Raw genomic sequence first — 14964 nt, 5'->3', positions numbered from 1 at the left:
CACACCGGCGGTGTGGACGACCGCGCGAATCCCGTGGCGGGCGAACAGGTCTGCCACGGCGGCCTCGTCGGCCACGTCACAGGCCTCGACGGTCGTCTCCGCGCCGAGTTCCGCCAGCTCGGCGACCAGCGTCTCGACGCCCTCGGCGTCCGCGCCGCGACGGCTCACCAGCAGCAGGCTGCGCACACCATGCTCGGCCGCGAGGTGCCGGGCGACCAGACGGCCGAGGCCGCCCGTGCCGCCCGTGATCAGAACCGTGCCCTCGCTCGGCCACGCCACCGCTTCGGGCGTCGGTTCCGTCCGAACGAGCCGGGCCGCAAGGATCTCACCCTCACGGACGAGCAACTGCGGCTCGTCCAGACCCAGGGCGGCGGGCGGCAGCTCCTCGTCCCCCGCCAGATCCACCAGCCCGAACCGGCCCGGCTCCTCCGACATCGCCGACCGCACCAGACCCCACAGCGCCGCGCCGGACAGGTCCTCGCCCGCCACCACGCCGCGCGTCACGAACACCAAACGCGAGGCCGCGAACCGCTCCTCCGCCAGCCAGGCCTGCACAAGCCCCAGCGCCTGCGCCGTACGCGCGTGCACCTCATCGGCGGCCGTCTCGATCACGACCACCGGCGGGACGTCCGGCGGGACGTCCGCCGGCGACTCGACCGCCGCGAACTCCGGCACGTCGGAGACCCTCACCGGTACCCAGTCCATCCGGAAGAGCTCGTCCCGGCCGACCCTCCTCCGGGCCGCAAGCTGCTCGGCGGCGATCGGGCGCACCGTCAGCGCCCCGACCGAGGCCACCGGCCTGCCGTCGGTGTCGGCCACGGCAAGCGCCAGCTCACCGGAGGCCGACCGCGTCAGGCGCACCCGCACCGCCGACGCGCCGGAGGCGTGCAGCGCCACCTTCTCCCACGCGAACGGCACGCCGCCGCCCTCGCCGGAGCCCGCCAGGGCGAAGCCGTGGAGGCAGGCATCGAACAGCGCGGGGTGCAGACCGAAGCCGGTGCCCTCGGTGCCCTCGGGCAGGGCGACCTCCGCGAAGAGTTCGTCCCCGCGCCGCCAGACGGCCCGGAGGCCCTGGAACGCCGGGCCGTACCCGAACCCGGCCTCCGCCAGGCCCTCGTACAGCCCGGCCGCATCGACCACCTCGGCACCGGCCGGCGGCCACACGGCCGCCTCGAACGCCACGGGCACCGCGCCCGAGCCCAGCACGCCGCTCGCGTGCAGGGTCCAGACCGGCTCCGGGCCGGTGTCCGCCGTGGAGTGGATGCCGACCGCACGGCGCCCGGTGTCGTCCGGCTCGGCCAGACGCACCTGGATCCGGACGGAGCCGTCCTCGGGCAGGACCAGCGGTGCGGCCATGGTCAGCTCCTCGACCAGGTCGCAGCCGGCCTCGTCACCGGCGCGCACGGCCAGCTCCACCAGCGCCGTGCCCGGCACCAGGACGGAACCCATGACGACGTGGTCCGCTAGCCACCCGTGCGACCGGGCCGACAGCCGGCCGGTGAACACCAGCCCCGCGGTACCGGCCAGTTCGAGCGAGCCGGTGAGCAGCGGGTGGTCGGCGCTCCGGAGCCCGGCGGACTCGGCCGTCGGGAAGAACGCCGAGGCGTCCGTCCAGAAGCGGCGGTGCTGGAAGGCGTACGTCGGCAGAGCGACCCGGCGGGCGCCCGTCCCGGTGTGGAAGGCGGACCAGTCCACCGGGACGCCGAGCACGTGCAGGTGCGCCAGCGCCTCGACGACGGTCCGCTCCTCGTCGCGTCCGCGGCGCAGCGCCGGGAGCGCGTCGGCCGCGCCGTCTGGCAGCGCGCTCACGGTGAGCGCGGTGAGGACGGCGTCGGGGCCGAGTTCGAGGAAGCGGCGGACGCCGGCGTCGTGGAGGGTCCGGATGCCGTCGGCGAAACGGACGGCCTCACGGGCGTGACGCACCCAGTAGTCGGGGGTGGTGAGGTCCTCGGCCGGCGCGCCGGTCAGGTTGGAGATCACCGGGATCGACGGCGCGCTGTAGCTCAGGCCGTCGAGAACGGAACGGAAGTCCTCCAGCATCGGGTCCATCAGCGGCGAGTGGAACGCGTGCGAGACCCGCAGCCGGTTCGTCTTGCGGTCGGCGAAGTGCGCCTCGATCTCCGAGACGGCCTCCTCCGCCCCCGAGACGACGACCGAGCGCGGGCCGTTGACGGCGGCGATCGACACGAACTCGCCGAGCAGCGGCAGGACTTCCTCCTCCGTCGCCTGCACCGCCAGCATCGCACCACCCGCCGGCAGCGCCTGCATCAGCCGACCGCGAGCAGCCACCAGGGCGCAAGCGTCGGCCAGACCGAACACCCCGGCCACGTACGCCGCGACGACCTCACCGATCGAGTGCCCGGCCACGAACTCCGGCCGCACGCCCAAGGATTCGACCAACCGGAACAGCGCCACCTCAACCGCGAACAGGCCCGCCTGGGCATACCCGGTCTGGTTCAGAAGTTCCTCGTCCGACCCCCACACGACGTCCCGAACCGGAAGCTCCAGAGCCTCGAACACCTCGTCGAAGGCCCGGGCGAACACCGGGAACCGGCCGTACAACTCCCGTCCCATCCCGAGCCGTTGCGAGCCCTGACCCGAGAAGAGGAAGGCCGTCCGGCCGCTCGTCGCGACGCCGGTCGGCGCCTCGCCGTCCGCCACCGCCCGCAGACCGGCCAGGAGTTGCCCGGTCCCGTCGCCGACCACGGCCGCACGGTGTTCGAGCGCGGCGCGGGTCGTCGCCAGCGAGTACGCGACGTCCACCGGCCGGGCATCGTCGGCGACGGCTGCGAGCAGCCGCTCGGCCTGCGCGCGAAGGGCCTCCGGAGTCGCGGCGGACAGCAGCCACGGCACGACAGCGGGCTCGACCTCAGGCGACCCCGTGGACAGGGCCGTTGTCGGGGCCTCCTCGATGATCACGTGAGCATTGGTGCCGCTGATCCCGAAGGACGAGACACCGGCGCGCCGCGGACGGTCGCCCGCAACCCACGGCCGGGGCTCGGTCAGGAGCCGGACGGCCCCCTCCGACCAGTCCACGTTCGCGCTCGGCTCGTCCACGTGCAGCGTCGCCGGCAGCTCGCCGTTGTGCATCGCGAGCACCATCTTGATCACGCCGGCGACACCGGCCGCGGCCTGGGTGTGCCCGATGTTCGACTTGATCGAACCCAGCAGCAGCGGCAGTTCACGGTCCTGCCCGTACGTCGCGAGCAGCGCCTGGGCCTCGATCGGGTCGCCCAGCGTCGTGCCCGTGCCGTGCGCCTCGACCACGTCGACCTGATCGGCCCCGAGGCGGGCGTTGGCGAGCGCCTGCCGGATCACCCGCTGCTGCGACGGTCCGTTCGGCGCCGTCAGCCCGTTCGACGCACCGTCCTGGTTCACCGCGCTGCCGCGCACGAGCGCGAGCACCGGGTGCCCGTTGCGCAGCGCGTCCGACAACCGCTCGACGACCAGGAAGCCCGCGCCCTCGGCGAAACCCGTGCCGTCGGCGGCGGTCGCGAACGACTTGCACCGCCCGTCCGGGGCGAGCGCGCCCTGGCGGCCGAACTCGGCGAACACCCCCGGCGTGGCCATCACCGTCACGCCGCCGGTGATCGCGAGCGAGCAGTCGCCCTGGCGCAGCGCCTGGGCGGCCAGGTGCAGGGCGACCAGGGAGGACGAGCAGGCGGTGTCCACGGCGACGGCCGGGCCTTCCAGGCCGAGCTTGTACGAGACACGGCCGGCCACGACACTGCCGTTGCCGTCGCTGCCCGGGTAGTCGTGGTACATCACGCCGGTGAAGACGCCCGTGCGGGTGCCGCGCAGGCCGGTCGGGTCGATGCCGGCCCGCTCCAGGGCCTCCCAGGAGAGCTCCAGCGTGAGCCGCTGCTGCGGGTCCATGGCGAGGGCCTCGCGCGGGGAGATCCCGAAGAAGCCGGGGTCGAACTCGGCGGCGCCGTCGAGGAATCCGCCTACGCGGGTGTCGTACGAGTCCTCGGTGCGGAGCGTCGGGAGGTCCCAGCCGCGGTCGGCGGGGAACGGGGAGATCGTGTCCGCGCCGGACGTCACCAGCTGCCAGAGCTGCTCGGGCGTGGTCACCCCGCCCGGGTAGCGGCAGGCCATGCCGACGATCGCGATCGGGTCGTGGCGGACCTCCGTCGCCGCCGGAACGTCCGTCTCGGCGTCGATGGAACGGACCCGGTCGTCGGCCAGGTCGAGCAGGGCGTCGACCAGCCCCGCGTCGCGCAGGCGGCGGGTCGGGATCGACTGCAGCGCGGCGCGCAGGTCGGCCTCGGCCCGGGACGCCTCGCCGCCGGCGGCAGCGGTCCGCACGCCCAGTTCGGCGACGATGAGGTCCGTCACGGCCTCGGCGTTCGGGTGGTCGAAGGCGAGGGTCGCGGGCAGGCGCAGACCGGTGAGGGTGTTGAGCTGGTTGCGCAGGTCGGTCGCGGCGAGGGAGTCGAAGCCGAGCTCCTGGAACGCGCGGTCCGGCTCGATCGCGTCGCCCGACTCGTGGCCGAGCAGCCCCGCCACCCGGGCCCGGACGAGGTCGAGGACCGTCCGCCGCTGCTCCGCCTCCGTCAGCCCGGCGAGCCGGGCGGCGAGACCCTCGGCCGGCGCGGCCGGCGCCGGAGCGTGGGCCGCCGTGCGGCGGGCGGCCGGGACGAGGGCGCGCAGCAGCGCGGGGACCTCGTCGGTGCGGGCGCGCAGGGCGGCCGCGTCGACCCGGATCGGGACGACGGCCGCACGCTCGCTGCGCAGACCGGCGGCGAACAGCGCCAGACCGGCCTCGTGGGAGAGCGGCGGGACACCCTGGGCGGCCATGCGGTTGCGATTGAGCTCCAGGAGGTGCTCGCCGAGGCCGGCGCCGACGTCCCAGAGGCCGTAGGCCATCGAGGTGGCGGGCAGGCCGGCCGCGTGGCGGTGAGCGGCGAGGGCGTCGAGGAAGACGTTCGCGGCCGCGTAGTTGCCCTGGCCGGCGGTCAGGACCAGACCACCGGCGGAGGAGAAGAGCACGAACGCCGTCAGGTCGAGCTGACTCGTCAGCTCGTGCAGGTACCAGGCACCGTCGGCCTTCGGCGCCAGAACCGCATCCATCCGGGCAGGGGTCAGCGCGCCGACCAGGCCGTTGTCACCGACACCGGCAGCGTGGATCACGGCCGACAGACCAGGGATCGCCTCGATCAGAGCGGCCACAGCCTCGCGGTCCGCCATGTCACACGCACGCACGTCGGCGACAGCCCCGAGGGCGGACAGCTCCGCCACCAGCTCCACCGCTCCCGGCGCCTCCAGACCGCGACGGCTCGTCAGCACCAGTCTCCGCACACCGCACTCGCCGACCAGGTACCGCGCCACGACCGCGCCCAGACCGCCCGTGCCACCGGTGATCAACACCGTGTCGTCCGCGCCCACCGGCAGCGGACCCTCCGGCTGCGGCAGCCGCACCAACCTCGGAACGTAGACGGACTGCGAACGGACCGCCGACTCCGGCTCGGCGGTGACGATCACCTCCCCGTCCGTGTCCAGCAGGACGAAGCGCCCCGGGTTCTCCGCCTGCGCCGCCCGCACCAGACCCCACACCGGAGCCTGCGCCAGATCCACCGACTCACCCTCACGCACCGCCACCGCACCCCGCGTCACCACCACCAGACGCGACGCCGCGAACCGCTCCTCCGCCAGCCAGGTCTGGAGGACTTCCAGCACGGCGTGGACGCTCACGCGGACACCGCTCGGGACATCCTCAGGGGCAGCGAACGCACCGCAGTCGAGGACGACCACGTCGGGCGTCGACTCCTCGGAGTTCGACACGTCCTCCCACCGAGCCCAGGAGCTCTCTGTGGCAGGGCCGTTCGACAGCTCCGACCATTCGACCGCGTAGAGCGGGTCGACCGAGCCCAGTTGCTCCGCCGACACCGCCCGGCCCACCATCGAGGCCACGGCCAGCACCGGACCGCCCGCCGAGTCGGCGAGGTCGAGCCGCAGTCCGCCGTCGCCGAGCCGGACGATCCGCACCCGCACCGCGGAGGCGCCGACGGCGGACAGGGTCACGCCGGTCCACGCGAAGGGGATCACGGTCTCCCGCTCGCCACCGGCCAGGATCGCGGCGTGCATGGCCGCGTCAAGGAGAGCCGGGTGCACGCCGAAGCCGCCGGCCTCGACGCCCTCCGGCAGCACGACCTCGGCGAACAGCTCGTCTCCGCGCCGCCAGGCCGCGCGCAGGCCCTGGAACACCGGGCCGTAGCGGAACCCCGCCTCGGCCATCCGCTCGTACGCGCCGTCGACCGGCAGCGGCTCCGCGCCGACCGGTGGCCAGACGGCTGCGTCGAACGATCCCGCCTCGGGGGCTCCGGAAGCGGCCAGCGAACCGGCCGCGTGCTGGACCCACCCGGCGTCCGGGTCCCCGTCCGGCCGGGAGTGGATGGTGACCGCGCGCCGGTCCGAGGCGTCCGAGCCACCGACCCGCACGTGCAGGTGGACGGCCCCCCGCTCGGGCAGCACCAGCGGTGCGGCCAGGGTCAGTTCCTCCACCAGTTCGCAGCCGACCTCGGCCGCGGCCCGCAGCGCGAGCTCGACCAGCGCCGCGCCCGGGACCAGGACGGTGTCCAGGACCTGGTGGTCGGCCAGCCACGGGTGCGAGTCCAGCGAAACCCGGCCGGTGAGGAGGAACCCGTCCGTGGGAGGCAGGTCGACGGCCGCGCCGAGCAGCGGGTGCGCGAAGGCGCCCACGCCGACCGCGCCCAGGTCGCCGAGCGGGGTCGTCGCGTCGAGCCAGAACCGGCGGTGCTGGAACGCGTAGGTGGGCAGTTCCACCGTCCGGGCTCCGGTGCCGGCGAAGAGGACGGACCAGTCCACCTCGGCGCCGGCCGCGTGCAGCCGGCCGAGCGCGCCGACCAGGCTCGTCTCCTCGTCCCGGTCCGCGCGCAGGGCGGGCACGACGCACGTGCCGGCGGCCGTCTGGTCGTCGAGGACGCCCTGCACCAGGCCGGACAGGACGGTGTCGGGGCCGAGTTCGAGGTAGCGACGGACGCCGGCTTCGTGGAGGGTGCGGACGCCGTCGGCGAAGCGGACGGCCTCACGGACGTGGCGCACCCAGTAGTCGGGCGATGTCAGGCCGTCAACCAGTGCGCCGGTCAGGTTGGAGACCAACGGGATCGACGGCGCGTGGTAGCTCAGCCCGTTGAGGACCTCGCGGAAGTCCTCCAGCATCGGGTCCATCAGCGGCGAATGGAACGCGTGCGACACGCGAAGGCGGGTCGTCCGACGGTCGGCGAAGTGCGCCTCGATCGCCGCGACGGCCTCCTCCGTCCCCGAGACCACGACCGACGTCGGGCCGTTCACAGCTGCTGTCGAGACGAACTCACCCAGCAGCGGCAGTACTTCCTCCTCCGTCGCCTGCACCGCGAGCATCGCGCCGCCGGACGGGAGAGCCTGCATCAGACGGCCGCGAGCAGCCACCAAGGCGCAGGCGTCCGCGAGGCTGAACACCCCGGCGACGTGCGCCGCGGCAACCTCACCGATCGAGTGCCCGGCCACGAACTCCGGCCGCACGCCCAGCGATTCGACGAGCCGGTAGAGCGCCACCTCGACGGCGAACAACCCGGACTGGGCGTACGACGTCTGGTTCAGCAGCTCCGCGTCCTCGCCCCAGACGGCATCCCGAAGCGGCAGCTCCAGCACCCCGCACACCTCGTCGAAGGCCCGAGCGAACACCGGGAACCGGGCGTACAACTCCCGCCCCATGCCGAGCCGTTGCGAGCCCTGCCCGGAGAACAGGAACGCCGTCGCCCCACCCGCCCGGGCGGACGAGGTGGCCGCGCCGGGGACGAGTTCGCCCCGGCTCAGCGCGTCCAGCCCGGCCAGCAGCTCCTCCCGGTCCGCGCCGAGCAGCACCGCGCGGTGCTCCAGCGCCGGCCGCGTCGCGACGAGCGAGTGGGCGACGTCCAGCGCATCGAGCTCCGGCCGCTCGCCGACGAAGGTCGCGAGCCGCTCGGCCTGCACCCGCAGGGCCTCCGGCGTCGCCGCGGCGAGCAGCCACGGCAGCGTGCCCAACTCCCGCCCACCAGCGGCGGGTTCGGTGACGGACTCGGGGCCCTGCTCCACGATCACGTGCGCGTTGGTCCCGCTGATCCCGAAGGCGGACACGCCCGCACGGCGCGGACGGCCGGCCGACGGCCAGTCCCGGGCCTCGGCCAGCAGCTCGACCGCGCCTGCCGTCCAGTCGACGTGCGGCGAGGGTCGGTCGATGTGCAGCGACTTCGGCAGCACGCCGTGCTGCATCGCCAGCACCATCTTGATCACGCCGGCCACACCGGCCGCCGCCTGCGCGTGCCCGATGTTCGACTTGATCGAACCCAGCAGCAGCGGGAGTTCGCGGTCCTGGCCGTAGGTCGCGAGCAGCGCCTGCGCCTCGATCGGGTCACCCAGCGTCGTCCCCGTCCCATGGGCCTCGACGGCGTCCACATCCGCCGGGGACAACCCGGCGCTCGCCAGTGCCCGGCGGATCACCCGCTGCTGGGACGGCCCGTTCGGCGCCGAGAAGCCGTTGCTCGCGCCGTCCTGGTTGACGGCCGTGCCGCGGACCACCGCGAGCACCCGGTGGCCGTTCCGCTCCGCGTCGGACAACCGCTCGACGAGCAGCACGCCGACGCCCTCCGACCAGCCGACGCCGTCCGCCGCGCCCGCGAACGCCTTGCACCGGCCGTCCGCGGACAGCCCCCGCTGCCGCGAGAACTCGATGAACATGCCCGGCGTCGACATCACCGTCGCGCCGCCCGCGAGGGCCAGCGAGCACTCGCCGCTGCGCAGCGCCTGGACCGCCAGGTGCAGGGCGACGAGCGAGGAGGAGCAGGCCGTGTCGACGGTCACCGCCGGGCCCTCCAGGCCCAGCGTGTAGGACACCCGGCCGGAGACGACGCTGCCGCCGCTGGTGCCCGAGGGGTTCGTGTTGAGCGCGTAGTCGTGGTACATGACGCCCGCGAAGACGCCGGTCCGGCTGCCGCGCAGGGACAGCGGGTCGATGCCCGCCCGCTCCAGCGCCTCCCACGAGGTCTCCAGGAGGAGCCGCTGCTGCGGGTCCATGTAGAGGGCCTCGCGCGGGGAGATCCCGAAGAAGCCGGGGTCGAAGTCGCCGGCATCGTGCAGGAAGCTGCCGTGGCGGGTGTAGCTGTGGCCCTCCTTGCCGGGCTCGGGGTCGTAGAGGTGCTCGATGTCCCAGCCGCGGTCGGTCGGCAGTCCGGTGACGGTGTCGACGCCGTCCGCCAGCAGCCGCCACAGTTCCTCGGGCGTGCTCGCGCCGCCGGGGTAGCGGCAGGCCATGCCGACGATCGCGATCGGTTCGTCGGCACTGTGCGGGCGGGTCCCGGCGCCGACTGCCGGGGTCGGCTCCGTGCCCGCGCCGGCCAGGTCGAGGAGGTGCTCCGCGACGGCCCGCGCGTTGGGGAAGTCGAAGGCGAGCGTGGCGGGCAGGCGCAGGCCCGTGCGCTTGTTCAGGCGGTTGCGCAGGTCGGTCGCGGCGAGGGAGTCGAAACCGAGCTCCTGGAACGCGCGCTCGGGCGCGATCGCCTCGGCGGAGACGTGGCCGAGAGCGGCGGCGACCTCCGTGCGCACGAGCTCCAGCGCCAGGCGCCGGCCCTCGCTCTCGCTCAGCCCGGCGAGGCGCTTGGCCAGGCCGGCCTCGGCCGCACGGCCACTCGTGGGCAGCTCGGCGCGCCTGCGCGGTGCGGTGAGGGCGCGCAGGAGCGCGGGGACCTCGTCGGTGCGGGCGCGCAGGGCGGCGGCGTCGACCCGGATCGGGACGACGGCCGCGCGGTCGCTCCGCAGAGCGGTGGCGAAGAGGGCGAGGCCGGTCGCGTGGTCGAGGACGGGAACGCCCTGGGTGGCCATCCGCGCCCGGTCGACGTCCGCGAGGTCACGCCCGAGGCCGGTGCCGACGTCCCAGAGGCCGTAGGCCATCGAGGTGGCGGGCAGGCCGGCGGCGCGGCGGTGAGCGGCGAGGGCGTCGAGGAAGACGTTCGCCGCCGCATAGTTGCCCTGGCCGGCGGTCAGGACCAGACCACCGGCGGAGGAGAAGAGCACGAACGCCGTCAGGTCGAGCTGACTCGTCAGCTCGTGCAGGTACCAGGCGCCGTCGGCCTTCGGTGCCAGGACCGCATCCATCCGGGCAGGGGTCAGTGCGCCGATCAGGCCGTTGTCACCGACACCGGCGGCGTGGATCACGGCCGACAGGCCAGGGATCGCCTCGATGAGCGCCGCGACCGCGTCGCGGTCCGCCATGTCACACGCACGCACGTCGGCGACAGCCCCGAGGGCGGACAGCTCCGCCACCAGCTCCACCGCTCCCGGCGCCTCCAGACCGCGACGGCTCGTCAGCACCAGGCTCCGCACACCGCACTCGCCGACCAGGTACCGCGCCACGACCGCGCCCAGACCGCCCGTGCCACCGGTGATCAACACCGTGTCGTCCGCGCCCACCGGCAGCGGACCCTCCGGCTGCGACAGCCGCACCAACCTCGGAACGTAGACGGCTTCGGCACGCACGGCCGACTCCGGCTCGGCGGTGACGATCACCTCCCCGTCCGTGTCCAGCAGGACGAAGCGCCCCGGGTTCTCCGCCTGCGCCGCCCGCACCAGACCCCACACCGGAGCCTGCGCCAGATCCACCGACTCACCCTCACGCACCGCCACCGCACCCCGCGTCACCACCACCAGACGCGACGCCGCGAACCGCTCCTCCGCCAGCCACGCCTGCGCCGTACGCAGCACGTGCCCCGTCACCTCGCGCACGGCTGCCGGGACATCGCAGGCAGTCGCGAAAGCACCACAGTCCAGGACGACGGTCTCGGGCGCCGCGCCCTCGGCGGGCAGGGCGTCCCAGGCCGTCCATTCCGTGCCCACGCTCTGGGTGGTCGGCAGCTCCGACCACTCGACCGCGTAGAGCGGGTCGGCCGAGGCCAGCTGCTCCGCCGAGACAGGCCGGCCCTTCACGGAGGCCACCGTCAGCACCGGCCCGCCGGCCGGGTCGGCGAGGTCGAGCCGCAGCCCGCCACCGTCGAGCCGGACCAAGCGCACCCGCACCGCCGACGCGCCGACGGCACGCAGCGCCGCGCCCGTCCACGCGACCGGGACCACGGTGTCGTCGCTCGCGGCGTCCACGATGGCGACGTGCATGGCCGCGTCGAGGAGCGCCGGGTGCACGCCGAAGCCGTCGGCCTTGACGTCCTCGGGGAGCTCGACGTCCGCGAACAGCTCGTTCCCGCGCCGCCAGGCCGCGCGCAGGCCCTGGAAGGCATGGCCGTAGCCGAACCCGGACTCCGCCATGCGCTCGTACGCGCCCTCCACCGGCAGTTGCTCGGCATCGGCCGGCGGCCAGACATCGAACGACTCCGCCTCGACGGCTTCCGAGGCGGCCAGCGAACCGGCCGCGTGCTGCACCCACCCGGCGTCCGGGTCACCCTCCGGCCGGGAGTGGATCGTGAGCTCGCGGCGCCCGGTGGTGTCCGGCGCTTCCACGCGGAGCTGGAGCTGGAGCGCGCCCTGGTCGGGCAGCACCAGCGGTGCCGCCAGGGTCAATTCCTCCACCTGGTCGCAGCCCACCTCGGCGGCGGCACGCAGCGCGAGTTCGAGCAGGCCGGCCCCGGGGAGCAGGACCGTGCCCTGGACGACGTGGTCGGCCAGCCAGGGGAACGTGGCCGTCGACAGACGCCCGGTGAGCACCAGCCCGTCCTCACCGGCCAGTTCGACCGCCGCACCGAGCATCGGGTGCGTGGTGGCGCCGAGCCCAGCGGAGCGGACGTCGCCGCCACGCACGACGAGCGGCGCGGGCCAGAAGCGGGTGCGCTGGAAGGCGTAGGTCGGCACGTCGATCCGGCGGGCGCCGCTGCCGGCGAACAGGGCGGCCCAGTCGACCGTGGCGCCGTGGACGTGGAGTCGGGCAAGGGCGTCGACGAAGGTCCGCTCCTCTGCCCGGTTGCGGCGCAGCGCCGGGACGGCTTCGGCCTCGCCGTCGGGCAGGGCGTCGGTGGCGAGGGCGGCGAGGACGGCGTCGGGGCCGAGTTCGACGTAGCGGCGGACGCCGGCTTCGTGGAGGGTGCGGAGGCAGTCGGCGAAGCGGACGGCCTCCCGGACGTGGCGCACCCAGTACTCGGAGGTCGTGAAGTCCCCGTCCAGGGCGCCGGTCACGTTGGAGACCAGCGGGATCGAGGGGGCGTTGAAGGTCAGCTCGTCAAGAACCGAACGGAAGTCCTCCAGCATCGGGTCCATCAGCGGCGAGTGGAAGGCGTGCGAGACCCGCAGGCGGTTCGTCCTGCGGTCGGCGAAGTGAGCCTCGATGACGGCGACGGCCTCCTCCCTGCCCGAGACGACGACCGAGCGCGGGCCGTTGACGGCGGCGATCGACACGAAGTCACCCAGCAGCGGCAGGACTTCGTCCTCCGTCGCCTGGACGGCGAGCATCGCACCGCCCGCCGGTAGCGCCTGCATCAGACGGCCACGAGCGGCGACCAGGGCACAGGCATCGGCCAGGCCGAACACCCCGGCGACGTGCGCAGCCGCGACCTCACCGATCGAGTGTCCCGCCACGAACTCGGCGCGGACACCCAGGGACTCGACGAGGCGGAAGAGCGCCACCTCGACGGCGAACAGCCCAGCCTGGGCGTACGCGGTCCGGTTCAGCAGCTCCGCGTCCGAGCCCCACACAACGCTGCGGAGGGGCTGGTCGAGGTGCCCGTCCAGCGCCGCGCAGACGGCGTCGAAGGCGTCGGCGAACACCGGGAAGCGGGCGTGCAACTCCTCGCCCATGGCCAGGCGTTGCGAGCCCTGGCCGGAGAAGAGGAAGGCGCACTTGCCTTCCGTGGCCGTGCCACGGGCGAGCTCGACCCCGTCCACGAGGACCGCGCGGTACGGGAAGAGCGACCGTCCGACCAGGGTGAACGCCACATCGGCGGCGGGGAGTTCTGCGAGATCCGCGAGTCGCGCGACCTGGGCGTCCAGCGCCGCCTCGGACTTGGCGGATACCACCCAGGGCGTCGAGCCTATCGCGGGCGTGACGTCCGGGGCGGCCTCGGGTTCGGCCTGCTCCAGGATCACGTGGGCGTTGGTGCCGCTGATCCCGAAGGACGACACGCCCGCCCGGCGCGGATGGCCGGCGGCCGGCCAGTCCGTGCGCTCGATGAGCAACTCCACTGCGCCGGCCGTCCAGTCGACGTGCGACGAAGGCGCGTCCACATGCAGCGTGCGCGGCAGCACACCGTGCTGCATCGCCAGCACCATCTTGATCATGCCCGCGACACCGGCCGCCGCCTGCGCGTGCCCGATGTTCGACTTGATCGAACCCAGCAGCAGCGGCAGTTCACGGTCCTGCCCGTAGGTCGCGAGCAGCGCCTGTGCCTCGATCGGGTCGCCGAGCGTCGTTCCGGTGCCGTGGGCCTCGACGGCGTCGACGTCGGCGGTCGACAGCCCGGCGCTGGCCAGCGCCTGGCGGATCACGCGCTGCTGCGACGGACCGTTCGGCGCCGTCAGCCCGTTCGACGCACCGTCCTGGTTCACCGCGCTTCCCCGCAGGACCGCCAGCACCCGGTGCCCGTTCCGACGAGCGTCCGACAGACGCTCCAGCACCACGACACCGACGCCCTCGCCCCAGCCCACGCCATCCGCCGCGTCCGCGAACGAACGGCACCGGCCGTCGGCCGACAGACCGCCCTGCCGCGAGAACTCGACGAAGGTGTTCGGCGTCGACATCACGGTGACGCCACCGGCCAGGGCCAGCGAGCACTCACCGCTGCGCAGCGCCTGCGCCGCCAGGTGCATGGCCACCAGCGAGGACGAGCAGGCCGTGTCGACCGTCACCGCCGGGCCCTCCAGGCCCAACGCGTACGAAACGCGGCCCGAGGCCACGCTGCCCGCGCTGCCGCTGCCCTGGTAGCCCTCGAACTCGCCGCCGCCCAGCAGGCTCGCATAGTCCGCGTACATCACGCCCGCGAACACTCCGGTCCGGCTGCCGCGCAGCGCCACCGGATCGATGCCCGCGCGCTCGAACGCTTCCCACGACGTCTCCAGCAGCAGCCGCTGCTGCGCGTCCGTCGCCAGCGCCTCGCGCGGGCTCATGCCGAAGAACTCGTGGTCGAAATCCCCGGCGTCGTAAAGGAATCCGCCGGAGCGCGTGTAGGACGTCCCGATGTGCTCCCGGTCCGGGTTGTAGAGGGTCTCGACGTCCCAGCCGCGGTTCGTCGGGAAGCCGGAGACCGCGTCCACGCCGTCGGCCACCAGCCGCCACAGGTCCTCGGGCGACTCGACGCCGCCCGGGTAGCGGCAGGCCATGCCGACGATCACGATCGGGTCGTCCGTCTGCGACGGCAGCGCCTCGGGGACGTGGACGACGCTCTCGGTGCCGAACAACCCCTCCAGCAGGAAGCCGGCCAGCGCGTTCGCCGTCGGGTAGTCGAACACGACGGTGGCGGGGAGCGGGAGACCGGTCACCGACCGCAGCCGGTTCCGCAGCTCGACCGCCGTCAGCGAGTCGAAGCCGAGGTCCTGGAACGCCTTCGACGGATCGACCGCCGAGCTGGCGTCGTGACCCAGCACGAGCGCGATCTGGTCGCGCACCAGGTCCAGGACGGCCGCACGCCGCTCGTCGCCGCCGAGGCCGGACAGTCGCTGCGCCAGGCCCGCCGACACGGCCGAACCGGCGACAACGGCGCGTCGCACGCGGCCCCGCACCAAGCCGCGCAGCAGGGCGGGCACCTCACCGTGCGCGGCCATCGCCGCCAGGTCGAGGCGGACCGGCAGGACGGCCGGGTGCCCGGTGGCGAGCGCCGCGTCGAAGAGCGCGACGCCCTGATCCGGAGCGATGGCCGGAAGGCCGAGCCGGGCGATGCGCTCGGCCTCGGCGTCGGTGAGTGTGCCGGTCATGCCGGCCACGTCCGACCAGGGCCCCCAGGCGAGGGAGACGGCGGGCAGGCCGAGCGAGCGGCGGTGGACCGCCAGGGCGTCCAG

General features: G+C 74.2%; 1 protein-coding gene. It reads right to left on the bottom strand.

What is annotated here, in order from left to right; translation table 11 throughout:
* On the bottom strand, window positions 1-14964 hold a 14964-nt coding region (locus ACPC54_RS41150; RefSeq protein WP_498972748.1), incomplete at both ends, for an SDR family NAD(P)-dependent oxidoreductase.

Source organism: Kitasatospora sp. NPDC094028, from assembly GCF_049543595.1.
GTDB lineage: Bacteria > Actinomycetota > Actinomycetes > Streptomycetales > Streptomycetaceae > Kitasatospora.
The sequence above is the reverse complement of the archived record's forward strand: the minus strand, read 5'-3'. Positions and strand labels throughout refer to the sequence as shown.